The organism is Metabacillus mangrovi (genome assembly GCF_009711125.1).
In the GTDB taxonomy this organism is placed as follows: domain Bacteria; phylum Bacillota; class Bacilli; order Bacillales; family Bacillaceae; genus Metabacillus_B; species Metabacillus_B mangrovi.
The window spans coordinates 1-16260 of sequence record NZ_WMIB01000041.1; the positions used below are offsets into that span (position 1 = coordinate 1).

Annotated in this window: 14 protein-coding genes; 11 read left to right on the forward strand and 3 right to left on the reverse strand. The window is 47.6% G+C overall.

Going from position 1 to position 16260, the window contains the following annotated elements:
• Positions 1 to 296: 296 nt before the first annotated feature.
• The 9 genes from GKZ89_RS20480 (at position 297) to GKZ89_RS20515 (ending at position 8379) form a co-directional block, all read left to right on the forward strand.
• Positions 297 to 1160, forward strand: coding sequence for an AraC family transcriptional regulator (locus tag GKZ89_RS20480; protein WP_155114268.1), 864 nt, complete (start codon positions 297 to 299; stop codon positions 1158 to 1160).
• Between the two features lie 56 nt (positions 1161 to 1216).
• Entirely contained in the window at positions 1217 to 1309 is a 93-nt protein-coding gene (locus GKZ89_RS21705; RefSeq protein ID WP_488225888.1) for a hypothetical protein, read from the forward strand.
• 361 nt (positions 1310 to 1670) lie between these two features.
• Positions 1671 to 2348, forward strand: a complete 678-nt coding sequence (locus GKZ89_RS20485; protein WP_241680342.1) for an arginine deiminase family protein — start codon at positions 1671 to 1673, stop codon at positions 2346 to 2348.
• A 68-nt stretch (positions 2349 to 2416) separates the two neighbouring features.
• Positions 2417 to 3406, forward strand: coding sequence for a DUF3231 family protein (locus GKZ89_RS20490; protein ID WP_155114269.1), 990 nt, complete (start codon positions 2417 to 2419; stop codon positions 3404 to 3406).
• 385 nt (positions 3407 to 3791) lie between these two features.
• Positions 3792 to 4967, forward strand: a complete 1176-nt coding sequence (locus tag GKZ89_RS20495; protein WP_155114270.1) for an ABC transporter substrate-binding protein — start codon at positions 3792 to 3794, stop codon at positions 4965 to 4967.
• An 88-nt stretch (positions 4968 to 5055) separates the two neighbouring features.
• The gene (locus tag GKZ89_RS20500) at positions 5056 to 5934 is read left to right on the forward strand and encodes a branched-chain amino acid ABC transporter permease (RefSeq protein WP_155114271.1); all 879 of its coding nucleotides are present in this window, start codon (positions 5056 to 5058) and stop codon (positions 5932 to 5934) included.
• A gap of 9 nt (positions 5935 to 5943) precedes the next feature.
• Positions 5944 to 6918, forward strand: coding sequence for a branched-chain amino acid ABC transporter permease (locus GKZ89_RS20505; RefSeq protein ID WP_155114272.1), 975 nt, complete (start codon positions 5944 to 5946; stop codon positions 6916 to 6918).
• Positions 6893 to 7672: an ABC transporter ATP-binding protein gene (locus GKZ89_RS20510; protein ID WP_155114273.1), complete on the forward strand. Its 780-nt coding sequence runs from the start codon at positions 6893 to 6895 to the stop codon at positions 7670 to 7672. The genes GKZ89_RS20505 and GKZ89_RS20510 overlap by 26 nt, the downstream gene beginning before the upstream one ends.
• Positions 7672 to 8379: an ABC transporter ATP-binding protein gene (locus GKZ89_RS20515; RefSeq protein WP_155114274.1), complete on the forward strand. Its 708-nt coding sequence runs from the start codon at positions 7672 to 7674 to the stop codon at positions 8377 to 8379. Before GKZ89_RS20510 ends, GKZ89_RS20515 begins: the two co-directional genes overlap by 1 nt.
• 54 nt (positions 8380 to 8433) lie before the next feature.
• Here GKZ89_RS20515 and GKZ89_RS20520 read toward each other — a convergent pair whose 3' ends face one another.
• Together GKZ89_RS20520 and GKZ89_RS20525 are read right to left on the reverse strand one after the other, a co-directional pair.
• Entirely contained in the window at positions 8434 to 9975 is a 1542-nt protein-coding gene (locus tag GKZ89_RS20520) for a solute symporter family protein (RefSeq protein WP_155114275.1), read from the reverse strand.
• Positions 9976 to 9984: 9 nt separating this feature from the next.
• Positions 9985 to 10329 (reverse strand): DUF485 domain-containing protein, encoded by a 345-nt coding sequence (locus tag GKZ89_RS20525; RefSeq protein ID WP_241680343.1) that lies wholly within the window; start codon positions 10327 to 10329, stop codon positions 9985 to 9987.
• 228 nt (positions 10330 to 10557) lie between these two features.
• On the opposite strand from GKZ89_RS20525, the gene GKZ89_RS20530 reads away from it, so the two are divergent.
• The gene (locus tag GKZ89_RS20530) at positions 10558 to 11748 is read left to right on the forward strand and encodes an endonuclease (RefSeq protein ID WP_430697761.1); all 1191 of its coding nucleotides are present in this window, start codon (positions 10558 to 10560) and stop codon (positions 11746 to 11748) included.
• A gap of 33 nt (positions 11749 to 11781) precedes the next feature.
• On the opposite strand, the gene GKZ89_RS20535 is transcribed toward GKZ89_RS20530, so the two are convergent.
• The gene (locus GKZ89_RS20535; RefSeq protein WP_155114278.1) at positions 11782 to 12642 is read right to left on the reverse strand and encodes a TetR/AcrR family transcriptional regulator; all 861 of its coding nucleotides are present in this window, start codon (positions 12640 to 12642) and stop codon (positions 11782 to 11784) included.
• 135 nt (positions 12643 to 12777) lie between these two features.
• On the opposite strand from GKZ89_RS20535, the gene GKZ89_RS20540 reads away from it, so the two are divergent.
• Entirely contained in the window at positions 12778 to 16035 is a 3258-nt protein-coding gene (locus GKZ89_RS20540; protein WP_155114279.1) for an efflux RND transporter permease subunit, read from the forward strand.
• Positions 16036 to 16260: the final 225 nt, after the last annotated feature.

Sequence of the window (16260 nt, forward strand, 5' to 3'; positions counted from 1 at the left end):
CGCGAGCCAAAACATTTTGACCGAAACCTTGAGGCTTCTAACCGCAGGGACTGCGGGGATCGCCTAATCAATAACGGGCGGTTACGCCCGTGTTCTTAGGAATCCCCCACTTCAAATTTCTGCAAGGAAATTAAGTGGGGGTAGTTCAAGCAAGTCTTATGAGACTATTTTACAATATACACTAAGGGAAAGGGGATTCTCCCCTGGAATAAATGATAACCAGTCTTTGAAAAGCAAAAAATGACAGGATGCCGGAGACCGAAGCTGATACGATTTTTACAGAAGGGGGTGCAGGAATGGAAGCGTTAACCCGGTTGAACGAAAGCATTCAGTACATGGAGGAACGGCTGGGATCCGAAATCCAAATGGAAGAGGCGGCAGCTGCAGCCTGTATGTCAAAATTTCATTTTCACCGGATGTTTCAGATGGTCACGGGTCTGACACCCGGCGAGTACGTAAGGAAGCGCAGGCTTACGCTTGCTGCGCAGGAGCTGATCCTTTCAGATGCGAAAGTGATTGACGTTGCTTATAAATACGGATACGAATCCCCGGAGTCCTTTTCAAAAGCCTTCCGGAATGCCCATGGCATAAGCCCGAGGGAAGCCCGCCAATCCAAAAGCTTTCTGAAAGCCTATCCTCGCATCTCCTTCCACATTCAGCTTAAGGGGGAAAAAGAAATGAATTATCGAATCGTGGAGAAACCAAGCTTTCAGGTGATCGGCAAATCCATTGTCACGCCGTCGAATCAGGAGCAGGATCAGACGATCAGCCGGTTTTGGGAGGAAGCAAACGAGGCGGGCGGTTTAAGTGACCAGCTGGCACCGCATTGCGGGCCGCTCGGCTTTCTGGGGATCTGTCTGGACCACAATCATGAAAAGGAAACGATGAGGTATTTAATCAGCATAGAAGCATCGGATGAAGGGCTGCCTGCTAATTTTGAAAAGCGGACGATTCCCGCTTACACTTGGGCAGTATTTGAATCAACAGGCGCAATGCCGCATGCGATCCAGGAGGTATGGACGAGGATTTTCTCAGAATGGTTCCCGTCCACAGGCTTCGAGCATGCGGGAGGTCCCGAGATGGAAGTGTATCCGAAGGAAGGGGATCCGTACCAGCCCGGCTACAAATGCGAGGTATGGGTGCCAATTGTCAAAAAATGAGGGAGTTTACGAAAGTGCGCCATTGGGAAACTTATAGGTAACAAGGAGGGATCCTAATGGGCAATCTAATCAGAAAAGTAATCAAATGGGCTCCTATTATCTACCCGATCGCAAAAAAAGTGATGAATAAACGAAGAAGCACTCGATGAGAGGCTTCTTTTTTTGTGTTTTCCTACTGAACAGAATGCTTTCAACAGGTTTGGTTATGATAAAAAAAAGTAGAAAGGCAGGCAATATTGATGAAATCCATTCGTCCGGGCTGCTGGTCAGAGCAAGGTGAGTTAGAGGCAGTCATCGTATGCCCTCCCTCTATAGTTGACATTCCGAATGCAAGGATAGCAGCTGATGTAAATTGGAGTGCAACCACGTCGCAAGACAAAGCAATGGCAGCATATCTGGCTCTGAAAACTGCACTGGAAGACTCCGGCGCGGAGGTTTTGTAGCGAGTATTTATCCAAAGAAGAACTAAAGCTGAACCAGAAGCTTATAAACCGCTTTTTCGTCCGGGATTTGGCTTGTGTCCTTGGTAACACGATCATTCCCGGGGTTCCGGGAATATCCATGCGGAGGCCTGAATATTTTCATGCTCACCGGGTTATGAAAACATGGTTTTCTGATGAGGTTTTCCTTCTGAACGCAAACGATGAGGCAGAAGTCTTGGAGTTTGGTGATCTGCTTTTGCTTAACAAGGATGCTATTCTCATCAATGTAGGGCTCCGGACAACGGAGAGCAGTGTTAAATCCATCAGAAATCTCCTTTTTCAAATTGGCTTTTCAGAAATAGGACTGATTGATCTTCCAAGGCGGGCTGATACTCTTCATTTAGATATGTACTGCAATGTTGCGAATCAGGATCTTATGATTTCAAAACGGTTTTTAAAGTATTACCCTGTAAGGATTTGGACGGAATCTGGTTCCAGGTTCGAGATGTATGAAGAGTTTATAGCACGCCATGGATTCGAAATCTACTGGATAGATGAATATGATCCGAGCCCGGACCTTAACTTTTTCCACGTGAACCCGGAAACCATGCTGATCAGTACGAAAGCGAACAAACGCATGCTAAGAAAGCATCCTAAGCTGAAAAACAAGAATCTGATTGAAGTAGATGTGGCTGAACTTGAAAAAGGAGGAGGCGGAATTCGCTGTATGACGCTGCCTCTAAGGAGGAAACCGAACGAATATTAAATGAGTGATATTGTTCCATGTGGAACGTTTGCTTTCAACAAATTATCTTTGGAAGAGAGGCTTATTCTTTGACTCACCACAACATTAATTTGACTACTCCTGAAATATCCGCGCTATGGACCGCATATATGCAGGAAACAGCAACGTTGTGCTTTTTTAAGCATTTTCTGATCCATATGGAGGACGAAGAAATCGGTCCGATTGTTAAAGAGGCCCATGACCTGTCTGTTTCCTCCCTGCAGCAAATTACAGCGATCTTTGAAAAAGAAAACTTTCCTGTGCCGATTGGCTTCGGAGACGAGGATGTGAACGAAGAGGCCCCTGCTCTTTTTACAGACCTGTATGCACTCAGCTTCGTTTACCGCGTGAGCCAGCTGTCTATGATGGGAGAGGCATATTCCTTTGTTACAGTGGCGCGCAAAGACCTTTTGGATTTTTTTATGCACGCAAAGGAAGCATCTGGGGTCCTTTACCGGAAGGCAGTGGATCTTATGCTTTCGAAAGGAATCTATGACCGCCCTCCAAAAATTCCTTATCCCGCGAAGCCTGATTTTGTTCAGAAGGATTCTTTTTTAAACGGATGGCTGAAGGAAAGAGCGATGAACGCCTTTGAGCTGGGCGAAGCCTTCTTTATCATCGAACGGAACTACATTGGGCTGATCCATCTAATTGGACTGATTCAGACGTGCAGGGATCACGAAGTGAAGGAATATTTTATCAGGGGCCAGAAGCTTGCCCAAAAGCAGATAGACACATTTAATGAGCTGCTGAAAAAAGAAGGGCATATGGGAACTCTGCCTGTGTCCATGGAATTGACGGATTCAAAAGTAAACCCGTTTTCTGATAAGCTGAATCTGTTTATGATCACCTCATCAAGCACCACTGCCATCTGGCTGCTCGGCCGGGCTTTGTCCACTTCATCAAGGAGGGACATCGGCACCAAATACTTGCTGCTGATGAAGGACATTCTCCTCTTTGCAGAAGAGGGCGCCAAACTGATGATTGACCGCGGCTGGCTGGAACAGCCTCCGCAGGCCCAGAGAAGAATCAATGGGTAAAAGCCGGTTATGCCGGTTTTTTTGTTGCAGGCAATCTATTAGTAGCCTTTTTGCCTTAGCAAAGCTGCCGGATTTGGGTATGCCGGCCATAAGAAGAATCGATTCTCTGCTGGAGGGTAAAAAAATTTTACTTCGCTATAGGCGTTCATTCCGGACAATTCTACATAATATTCGTAAACGCTTGAATAAACAGGCCTTTTTAATCATCAGATATGTCGATTTGTGTAGGAATAAAGTGGAGGAAAGGCCTCTGAAACTACTAGACGAAATGAAATCTATTATGTAAAATATTTTCAGAATATTAATTTTATTGAAATTATTCAAAATAAACGAAGGGGCAAGTAATCGCACTTATTTGATAAAAAAATTTGGGGGGCAAGTAAAGATGAAAAAGAGGAAATTGGCGGGTATTTTTCTATCATTGTCACTGCTTTCAGGAATCGCTGCAGGATGCGGAGCGCAGGGGACAGGCGGATCAGGCGGTGGAGATGTGATTAAAATCGGTGCAAATCTTGAGCTTTCAGGCGGGGTTGCGTCCTATGGACAATCCGTATCTGAAGGGCTGGAGCTCGCACTTGAAGAAATCAATAAAGAAGGAATCGACGGCAAAAAGCTGGAGCTGAAAAAGGTAGACAACAAGTCGGAAGCAGCCGAGGCAACAGCCGGCGCGCTTAAACTTGTCAGCCAGGACAAAGTGGCAGCCGTTGTAGGTGCGGCTACGAGCACCAATACGCTGGCGCAGGTTGAAATCCTGGCAAAAAATAAGGTTCCGCTCGTGACTCCGACAGGAACAAACCCGGCTATTACCGTAAAAGACGGCAAAGTGAACGAGTATGCATTCAGAACATGCTTTATCGACCCGTTCCAGGGAACAGTGGCAGCGAATTTCGCCTCCACAGAGCTCGGTGCAAAAACAGCGGCTGTTTATATTGACTCCGCAAGTGACTACTCCAAGGGGCTAGCTGCTGCCTTTAAAGAGGCCTTTACGAAAGCAGGCGGAAAGGTTGCCATTGAAGAGGCTTATATCGCAAAGGATACAGATTTCCGCGCCACACTTACAAGAATCAAATCAGCCAAACCTGATTTTGTGTTCCTGCCCGGCTACTATGAAGAAGTCGGCCTGATCATCAAACAGGGACGCGAGATGGGCATCGATGTTCCGTTCATGGGCGGAGACGGCTGGGATTCTCCTAAGCTAGCAGAGATTGCCGGAGCAGAAGCTCTGAACAACACGTTTATCACGAATCACTATTCCTCCGGCGATCCTGATGAAAAGATCCAGAAATTTGTTGAGGCCTTCAAAAAGAAGTACAAGGATAAATCACCTGATGCCTTCGCAGCACTCGGCTATGATACCGCCTATTACATTGCCGATGCAGTAAAACGTGCAGGCGGCGGGGACCCTGAAAAAATTCAAAAGGCGCTTGCAGAAACAAAAGACCTGCAGCTGATTTCCGGAAACCTCACGCTTGATGAAAATCACGATCCGGTAAAGTCTGCGTCCATTCTTGAATACAAAGAGGGCAAACAGGAGTTTAAAACAAAAGTAGAGCCGGAATAAGCTGCGAAGAGTATGGAACGGGGGGATTCCCCCCTTCCTTTTTGCCATTTTCCAACCAAAATAACCAGCAGAATAAGGAGAGTTAGCGATGGAATTTGTCCAGCAGCTGATTAACGGCATATCGCTTGGAAGTATTTACGCACTCATTGCCCTCGGCTATACAATGGTTTACGGTATCGTGAAGCTGATCAACTTTGCACACGGCGACGTCTTTATGGTCGGTGCGTTTGTCGGGTTTTATTCCATTACGGTCCTAGATCTCCCGTTCCTGCCGGCACTGCTGATCGCTATGACGGTATGTGCCCTGTTTGGAATGATGATTGAACGGATTGCTTATAAGCCGCTGAGGAATGCCACAAGGATCGCTGCCCTGATTACTGCCATCGGGGTCTCGCTGTTTATTGAGTATGGCATGATCTACGTGCGCGGTGCGCAGCCTGAAGCCTATCCAAAAGAAGTTTTACCGGAAGAAAGCATTAATCTTTTCGGGTTGAACATCAGTTCGCAATCATTATTGATTCTTGGAATCTCTGTTTTTCTTATGATCTTGCTTCAATTCATCGTCCACCGGACAAAAATCGGCAAGGCGATGAGAGCTGTTTCGCATGATGCTGAAGCGGCTAAGCTGATGGGAATCAATGTCGATAACACCATTTCTGCAACGTTCGCGATCGGTTCTGCTCTTGCTGGTGCAGCGGGTGTCATTTTTGGAGTGTACTACACAAAGATTGAACCGCTGATGGGGATCATCCCCGGACTCAAAGCGTTTGTCGCAGCTGTTCTGGGAGGGATCGGCATCATACCGGGTGCCATGGTCGGCGGCCTTGTCCTCGGCGTCATTGAATCACTTGTCAGTGCCCTCGGTTTTTCACTCTGGCGCGACGGGGTTGCTTTTATCGTACTCATATTAATTCTCATTTTCCGTCCATCGGGTTTGTTCGGGAAAAATATGAGAGAGAAAGTGTAGGGGAAGCCAATGGCTAAACAGCAAAAAAGACTCGGCTTCTGGCTATCGATCGGAGCAGCGCTGGCTGGATTTGCCGTACTGCAGGTTCTTATTTCCGGGGGAATATTAAATCCCTTTTATACAAACACCATTTTTACAATCGCGATTAATATCATTCTGGCGGTCAGTCTGCACCTGATTATCGGCATTACGGGACAGTTTTCGATCGGACATGCCGGATTCCTCGCGGTAGGAGCCTATGCAGCCGCTATTTTCACGATGAATCTCCAGCTTCCCTTTGCGCTTGCTCTTCTTGCCGGCGGGCTGGCCGCTGCGGCAGCGGGACTGCTCATCGGCATACCGACGTTAAGGCTTAAGGGAGACTATCTGGCGATTGCCACGCTCGGCTTTGGTGAGATCGTCCGGATCCTGCTGCTGAACACGGATTACGTAGGCGGGGCAAGCGGGATGCAGGTTTCCAACCTGACAACATGGCCATGGATCTTTGTCTGTCTGCTGCTGACGATTGTCGTTATCCGGAATTTTACCAATTCGACTCACGGAAGAGCCTGTATTTCGGTCAGGGAAGATGAGACAGCAGCAGATGCAATGGGCATCAATACGACCTATTACAAGGTCATCGCCTTTGTCATCGGGGCTTTTTTTGCAGGGGTTGCAGGCGGACTTTTCGCTCACAACTTCTACATCATCCAGCCCTCTAACTTCGGATTCCTGAAGTCATTTGATATTCTAATTTATGTCGTACTGGGCGGCCTTGGAAGCATGTCCGGAGCGGTGATCGCAGCCATCCTGCTGACGATCATTTCCACATTCCTGCAAGACTATCCGGAAACGCGGATGATTATCTACAGCCTCGTGCTGATCGTGATGATGCTGTACCGTCCTCAGGGACTGCTTGGAACAAAAGAGATTACATCCTTCTTCAAAAGACAGAAACCTGCGCAAGGAGGCCAGCCAGATGAAAAACACAACACCCCTGCTTAAAGTAGATTCTGTAGGAATTCAATTCGGAGGCTTGAAGGCCGTCTCCGGTGTGAACATCGAGCTATTTGAAGGAGAGCTGGCCGGGCTGATCGGGCCGAACGGTGCAGGGAAGACGACCTTCTTCAACCTGCTGACGGGAGTCTATGTCCCGACTGAAGGAAGCATTTCCTTAAGCGGAGAAAAGCTTAAAAATCTGGCACCCTATAAAATAACGAAAAAAGGGATCAGCAGGACGTTTCAAAACATCCGCCTTTTTGGAGAGCTATCTGTCATCGATAATGTAAAAGTGGCCTATCACTCTCTTTCCAGGCATACAATTGCCGAGTCCATCTTCCGGCTCCCGCGCCATTTCAGCGGCGAAAGCGAGATGGAGGAAAAAGCGCTTGAGTTTCTTAAAATTTTCAAACTGGATGGATATAAAGAAGAGAAAGCAAAGAATCTTCCATACGGACAGCAGCGCAGGCTGGAGATTGCGAGAGCGCTTGCTGCCCAGCCCAAGCTTCTTCTGCTTGATGAACCGGCTGCCGGGATGAATCCGCAAGAGACCCGGGACCTGATGGAGCTGATCGGTTTTATCAGAAAGAAGTTCAACTTGACCGTTCTGCTCATTGAGCATGATATGCCGCTTGTTATGGGAGTATGCGAACGGATCTATGTGCTGGATCACGGACAGTTGATCGCATCAGGGAGCCCGGAGGAAGTGCGCAGCAATCCAAAGGTCATCGAGGCCTACCTGGGCGAGGAGGTTTCATAATGCTGAAGGTAGAAGGAATCAACGTATATTACGGCCATATCCAGGCGCTGAAGGAAGTTTCCCTGGAAATAAAGCAGGGAGAGATCGTAACACTGATCGGGGCCAATGGAGCCGGCAAAAGCACGCTGCTGAAGACCATCTCAGGGCTTTTGAAGCCTAAGAAAGGCACTGTCGTTTTTGAGGGCAAGAACATAAACGGCAAAGCAGCGCAAACCATCGTTAAGCAGGGCATTTCCCATGTGCCGGAAGGGCGGAGGATTTTTGCGAACATGTCCGTAGAGGAAAACCTGGAGCTCGGAGCTTATCTTCGCAAAGACAAAAAAGGGGTAAAGGACGATTTTGATATGGTTTTCGACCTTTTTCCGCGTCTTCAGGAACGGATCAAGCAGCAGGCTGGAACATTGTCAGGAGGAGAACAGCAAATGCTCGCAATGGGGCGGGCCCTGATGGCACGGCCGCGGCTGCTGCTGCTTGACGAGCCTTCCATGGGGCTTGCTCCGCTGCTCGTTAAGACCATCTTCCGCATAATTGAGGAAATCAATAAGGGCGGAACGACCATTCTCCTCGTTGAGCAGAATGCCCATATGGCACTATCGGTCGCCAACATGGCATATGTCCTTGAAACAGGCCGTGTCGTCATCTCCGGCCATCCGGATGAGCTGCACTCAAGTGAACAGGTGAAAATGGCATACCTTGGCGGACATTAGAAAAAGTCCACCGGATCCTGGATCCGGTGGACTTTTTCTATTTGCATGCATTTTCTAATTATATTCTCCTTTAATCCCGGTATTGGCTCTGACCACAATCTCGTCAAACTTCGCTTCAGGCTCTTTTTTCCGTGAAACCACTGTGCCAAGAAAAGCACCCAGGAAGCCGAGCGGGATCGAGATAATCCCCGGGTTCGTCAAGGAAATGAGGGGAGTGCCGGTAAAGATGGCTGCCCCTGCTTCAGGAGACCATATATTCGGGCTGATGGCAACAAGGATCAGGGAGCTCAGCAATCCCGTCAGCATTCCGGTAATAGCTCCTGCGGTGTTAAATCGCTTCCAGAAAATCGTGAATAGAATAATAGGAAGGTTAGCACTGGCAGCAACGGCAAAAGCGAGTGCGACGAGAAATGCCACATTCATTTTCTGGGCAAAGAGGGCAAGGATAATAGAGATGACGGCCACCCCTACTGATGCCCATCTCGCAGCGACTACCTGCTCTTTTTCTGTTGCTTTTCCTTTCCGGAGGATATGGCTGTAAAAGTCATGCGCAAAGGCCGATGCTGCGGATAAAACAAGTCCTGCGACCACAGCAAGGATGGTGGCAAATGCAACAGCTGATACGAAAGCGAAAAGGAAATCTCCTCCGAGCACCTGGGCGAGCAGCGGGGCTGCCATGTTTCCTGCTGCATTTGCTTCTACAATCCGGTCATAGCCGACGAATGCTGCTGCACCGAAGCCGAGAAAAATGGTCATCACATAAAAGATCCCGATAATCCATGTGGCATAGACGACTGATTTCCGGGCAGTGATGGCATCCTTAACCGTAAAGAAGCGGATTAGAATGTGCGGCAGCCCTGCCGTCCCGAGCACGAGCGCCAAATTGAGAGAGATGTTATCCAGCGGATTGGTGAACTTATTTCCCGGATTTAGAAATTTTTCGCCAAGCGGTGTAGCGGACTGCATTTCAGAGAACATCTTTAGAACGTTAAAATCAAACTTTGAAAAAACAATGATCGAGATAATAAACGTTCCTACCATTAAAAGAAGTGCTTTTACAATCTGCACCCAGCTGGTCGCCGTCATTCCGCCAAATACCACATAAATGGTCATAAGAGTGCCAACGATCAGGACGGACCATATGTAATCAATGCCGAGCAGAAGATTGATCAAGGCCCCTGCCCCAACCAGCTGGGCGATCATATAAAAGATTGAGATGGAAATGGTGTTCAGAGCCGCCACGCCCCGCACTTTCTTTGCGTTAAACCGGGCTGCGATCATGTCAGCCATCGTATACTTTCCAAGGTTTCTCAGCGGTTCGGCAACAATATAGAGGACAACAAGATAAGCTACGAGAAAGCCGATGCTGTAGAAAAACCCATCGAAACCAGAAAGCGCTATCATTCCGGCGATCCCCAAAAATGAAGCGGCTGACATGTAATCACCTGCAATGGCCAAGCCGTTCTGCCAGCCGGTAAGAGATCCGTCTGCTGTATAAAAGTCACTCGTTGTTTTCGTACGTTTAGAGGCAACAAAAGTAATCACCAATGTTAAAGCAACAATGACTAAGAACAGGGAAAAGGCTAACAGATTCATATACTCCTCCTATTGTTTGGCTTCTGATCGGATTTCTTCTACTAATTTGTCAAAAGAAACAGCCTTTCGGGAATAAAGAGAGCAAAGGACCCAGGTCATGATAAACTGTGCAAAAGCAAATATCCAGGCCCAGCTTACCGCACCGATGGCGGGATTGTTCAGAACCGTTGAATAGGCGGTCAATACGGGAAGAGTAAAGTAAAAGGCAAGGAAAAACAGGGTTAAAGGGAGTATAAATTTTTTCTTTTCGGCCAGCAGCTGCTGAAAGGCAGGAGATGCGGCGACAGCCGTGTAATCGATCCGTGCTCCTTTCTTTCGTTGTACCTTCGCTTGAGCTTCCTCTTTGCGATCCAAAATCATTCCTCCTTTTAATAGGGCATATCTCCTTCATTATAGTTAAATCAGAATAATATGTAAATTCTGACTTTTTACTTAAACTTATCAAGGACTATTGGTCCCGTCAGAATGCTACTATTAGGACTTGTCCGGATCGATCGCAAAAAGAAATAATAAGGTGACTTACATAAATAGAAAATGAATTGGACTTGGATGCCGGGAGAATATATTTCAGGAGGAAACAGCTTGAATAACAAGGCAAAGAGATTTCTGTCGTTATCACTTGTTTTTATCTTTCTTCTATCCTTGGCGGCACCTGCACAAATACAGGCGGAGACGGGCAGCGGAACATGGACGAGCCCATACTCTGTAACTCAGGCCATTGGCAGCCAAACCGGTTCAGCCAAAACAGTTCAAGGCTATGTAACTGGCCAGCCGACTTCTTCAGCAACTGTTGCGACAAGCAATTATCCAAATGACTATGCGGTCGCGATCGCAGATTCTCCAACAGAAACCAACCCAGCTAAAATGCTGTATGTGCAGCTTAGCGATTCTTTCAGAAGTGAATTCGGACTTCAATCCAATCCTTCTCTTAAAGGCAAGCAAATAAAAGCAACTGGAAGCCTGACAGCTTATTTTTCTCATGCAGGCCTGAAAAGTCCTTCTCAAATGGAACTTGCAGACGGCACACCGCCTCCAGATGATGGAGGGGGATCAGATGGCGGCGGTACTTCAGAGCCGTCCCCTTACGACGGAACTTATTACAATGGAGCAATCGGAAAAACAGGAGCTTCCCTGAAAACGGCGCTCCACAATATTATAGATGACCACACAGAGCTGTCTTATGACGCAGTATGGGATGCCCTCAGAAATACGGATGAAGACCCTGCAAATTCAAGCAATGTCCTGCTTCTTTATACAGGCAGATCACAGAGCAAATTTGCAAACGGCGGAAATGCAGATGACTGGAACCGTGAGCACGTTTGGGCTAAATCCCACGGTGACTTCGGAACTGCAATGGGACCGGGAACAGACATCCATCATTTGCGCCCTACCGATGTAACAGTGAACAGCTCAAGAGGAAACCTTGATTTTGATAACGGAGGAACACAATCCTCTGAGGCGCCCGGCAACTACTATGACAGTGATTCATGGGAGCCCCGCGATGAAGTAAAAGGCGATGTAGCCCGCATGATCTTTTATATGGCTGTTCGCTATGAAGGAGACAGCGGCGAACCGGATCTGGAAATGAATGAAAGAGTCAGCAACGGTTCTGCCCCATATATGGGAAAACAGTCCGTTCTCCTTGAATGGCACCGGCAGGATCCGGTAAGCGAATTTGAACGGAACCGCAACGATGTAATTTACAGTGACTACCAGAACAACCGCAATCCATTTATTGATCATCCGGAATGGGCGGAAGCGGTTTTTAATTAAAGAAAAAGGAGCCTGAATCCAGGGCTCCTTTTTCTATTCCTGTAAAACATATCGATTGAAGGCATCAATTAATCCGCTGTACGTTTCATATGGCTCCAGATTGGCAATCATGCCTTTTATGACAGGCTTGCGTATAGGGTCGCTTTTCAGTTCATCTTCCAATACATCGAGGGTCACGGTAATCTCTTCATTATCATGTGCATTCTTCCGCGATTCCTGCAGCATTTCAAGGAGGTATTCAGTAGAACCAAGCCTTGTGCTTCTTAACGTTTTCCACAGATCGTTTATCGAGTTTTCCGTAATAATCGGGCTGAGGCTGCTTTTCTTTAACCCTTCAACAAGGCTGTCCATCACTTCAAGCAGAAAGACCGGAAGCTGCTGGCGGTCAAAGCGGATGGCATCCAGGATAATGAGCTCAAGATAGGATTTCAGCATGCCTTTTGCAAGCACGATTAAATCCCCAAGAAACGGCTGAACGTCCTCGCCGTACATCCGAATCAGATTTTTCTCAAACTTGAAATAAGACACTCGTTCTTTTTCACGAAAATAGTTTTCAATTTCTTTATTAAATGGCAGGGCCTGTTCCCTGATTTGAGTAATGATAAATTCACGGTGCTTCGTAATTTCATCAAAAGTGAGATCCATCCACTGGACGAATTTTTCCCTTGGTGAAAGGTCTTTTCTTTCAATTTGGGCTGCGCGTTCCTCAAATGCCTGATGGTGATGCTCCAAAATGGATAAAAGCAGCACTTCTTTTGATTTGAAATGCAGATAAAAAGCCCCTTTTGAAATCCCGCTAGCCGCAGCGATTTCCTGGATGGAGGCATCTCGAAACCCTTTCTCTGCAAAAAGTTTTGTAGCTTCCTCCATAATCATCCGTTCCTTTTCCTTCATGGCTGTCGCTCCTAAGAATGGCGCTGACCGCTTGTTCAAACGTTCACACCTTATTCATTGACTGTGACTGGCTGGTCAGTTATATTATAGAGTGTTGTGACCAGGCAGTCAATTTACATAGGAGGACAACTGAAAATGAAGCATATCATCAGTTTTGCATTAAAAAATAAATTTGCTGTGTGGCTTTTGACCATTATCGTAACAGCAGCAGGCCTGTATTCAGGCTTGAATATGAAGCTTGAAACCATACCGAATATCAACACCCCGCTGCTGACGGTTACCACGGTCTATCCGGGTGCCACTCCTCAGCAAGTGGCAGATGAACTGTCGGAGCCGATGGAAAAGCAGCTCCAGAATCTGAATGGAGTAAGTACAGTCCGTTCTTCTTCTTTTCAGAACGTCTCCTCCCTTCAAATAGAATACAGCTATGAAAAAAACATGGACGAGGCCAAACAGGAAGCACAGGATGCACTCGGTTCCATTGAACTTCCGGAAGGTGTAGATGAGCCGGAAGTCTCCCGTCTCAGCTTGAACGCGTTCCCTGTTATTGTGCTAAGTGCTTCCAGTGAAAAAGAATCATTAGAAGATCTGACAAAGATCGCCGAAGATGAAATGGTTTCCTCTTTTGAAGGACTTGAAGGCGTGGGCTCCGTCCAGCTTTCCGGACAGCAGGTTGAAGAAGGGCAGCTCGTATTCAAAAAGGACCAGCTGGAAAAGTACGGTCTGGATGAAGAAACGGTCCAGAATATGATTAAAGGCTCGGATGTATCTGCCCCGCTCGGATTATATGCGTTCGGAAATACCGAAAAGTCCGTTATGGTAGATGGAAACATCACGACCATCGACGACTTGAAAAACGTAGAAATCCCTGTAGTTCCCGAAAGCCCCGCACCGCAATCAGGCGGCAGCGGAGCACCTGCTCAAGGTGGAGCAGGCCAGACTCCAGGCTCCGGACAGGCGCCGGCTCAAGGCGGAGCAGGCCAGACTCCAGGCTCCGGGCAGGCACCTGCTCAAGGCGGAGCAGGCCAGACTCCAGGCTCGGAACAAGCTCCTGCTCAAAGTGGAGGAACACAGCCTCAATCACCTTCCACACCTCAGCAGCTGCCTACTGTTAAGCTTGGTGAACTTGCAGATGTAAAAATCGCGGGCAAAGCGGAATCGATTTCCAGAACGAACGGACAGGAGTCCATTGGTTTCCAAATCGTGAAATCGGAAGATGCCAACACGGTCGACGTAGTGAACGCGGTTGAAAAACAAGTAAAAGAACTGGAAAAGGATTATCCGGATGTAACCTTTACCTCAACCTTCGACCAGGGGGAGCCTATTGAAGAATCTGTCAACACCATGATCAGCAAAGCGCTGTTCGGGGCAGGATTCGCGATGCTGATCATTCTCCTGTTCCTGAGGAATATCCGGACAACCATTATCTCTGTTATCTCCATCCCGCTTTCATTGCTGATTGCGATCCTGATCTTGAACCAGATGGACATCACGCTGAATATCATGACACTTGGCGCGATGACCGTGGCAATAGGACGGGTAGTGGATGACTCCATTGTAGTAATAGAAAACATTTACCGGAGAATGTCTCTGAAAAATGAGCCGCTCAAAGGGAAAGAACTGATCATTTCAGCAACGAAGGAAATGTTCATGCCGATTCTGTCCTCTACGATTGTAACGATTGCGGTTTTCCTTCCGCTCGGTCTCGTAAAAGGAATGATTGGAGAACTGTTCCTGCCGTTTGCCCTGACGATTGTCTTTTCTCTGCTCGCTTCCCTGCTCGTGGCAATTACGATTGTACCGATGATGGCACACTCCTTCTTCAAGAAAGGGGTAGGTGTTAAGCATCATAAGGAAGAGGGGCAAGGAAAACTATCCGGATTTTACCGGAATGTCCTGAACTGGTCACTTAACCACAAGTGGATTACTTCCGGTATTGCTGTCCTGCTGCTGGTCGGAAGCATTGCACTCGTTCCGCTGATCGGAGTAAGCTTCCTTCCTGAAGAAGAAGAAAAAATGGTTATGGTGACGTATAGTCCGGAGCCTGGCCAAACAAGAGAAGAATCGGAAAAGATCGCGCTCGACGCAGAAAAGTATTTTGACAGCCGCAAAGGCGCTGAAACGATTCAATACTCTCTTGGCGGAGAAAATCCGATGAACCCGGGAGCACAGAATCAGGCTCTGTTCTTCGTGAAATACAATGATGATTATGAGAACTTTGAAGCGGAAAAAGAAAAAGTTGTAGAAGATCTCCAGGAAAAAGCACCAAAAGGAGAATGGGCTGCCCAGAACTTCGCCTCCGGTGGCAGCAGCAACTCCCTTGACGTTTCCATTAATGGAGAGAATATCGATGACATTAAGCCGGTAGTGGCAGATGTTGAAAAAATTCTCAAAGACAATAAAGAACTGGAAAATGTGGATAGCGGACTTTCCAAAACGTATGAAGAATACAGGCTGGTTGCTGACCAGAAGAAATTGAGTGAGCTCGGCCTCACAGCCGGACAAGTCGCAATGGAACTCAGCCAGCAGGCTGAACGTCCGGTCGTCACCACGATTCAGAAGGATGGAAAAGATGTTGAAGTCTATCTTGAAGCGGAAGAAGAAACCCTCGAAGACATCAATGATCTGACAGACAAAACGATCACTTCCTCCCTTGGACAGGAAGTTTCGATTAAAGACGTAACGGAAGTAAAAGAAGGCACGACGTCCGATACGATTACCCGCCAGAACGGGAAAATCAGTGTCTCTGTCTCAGGCGACATCAAAGCCGACAATGTAGGCAAAGTGTCCGCAGCTGTTCAGGAAGAACTGGACAAAGTAGACCGTCCTGCAGGAGTTGAACTGTCAATGGGCGGAGTAAGTGAAGACATCCAGGAATCCTTCTCCCAGCTTGGGCTTGCAATGCTTGCCGCGATCGCCATCGTCTACCTGATTCTCGTGATCACCTTTGGCGGAGGGCTTGCACCGTTTGCCATTCTGTTCTCCCTGCCGTTCACGATTATTGGAGCACTCGCAGGGCTGTATATCGCAGGAGAAACCATCAGCATCTCCTCCATGATCGGAGCACTCATGCTGATCGGTATCGTTGTAACGAATGCCATTGTCCTAATTGACAGGGTCATTCATAAAGAAAATGAAGGTCTCCCAACACGCGAGGCCATCCTCGAAGCAGGGATGACACGTCTGAGACCAATCCTTATGACCGCCATCGCCACAATCGGCGCCCTGGCCCCGCTAGCACTGGGCCTTGAAGGAAGCGGACTGATCTCCAAAGGACTCGGAATCACCGTAATCGGCGGATTGACCAGCTCCACGCTGCTCACCCTGCTGATCGTACCGATTGTGTATGAAGTTTTGAGTAAGTTTAGAAAGAAACGTCATATCGAAGAATAATGCTAAAACCAGCCTCTTTTTAAGGGGCTGGTTTTTTGTTTAGGTGATTTTAGAGGGGGGGTGGAAAGTGGTTTGTACGGGGATGTGTATTTGTTGAGTGAGGGTGTGTATTTGTGCACTTTGTGCAATCTGTGCAATCTGTGCAATCTGTGCACTGACCCCACTTGCTTTAAAGCACTGGGGGACAGAGACCTGAAGCTGTGAGCCCGTATGCAGCAAGCACTT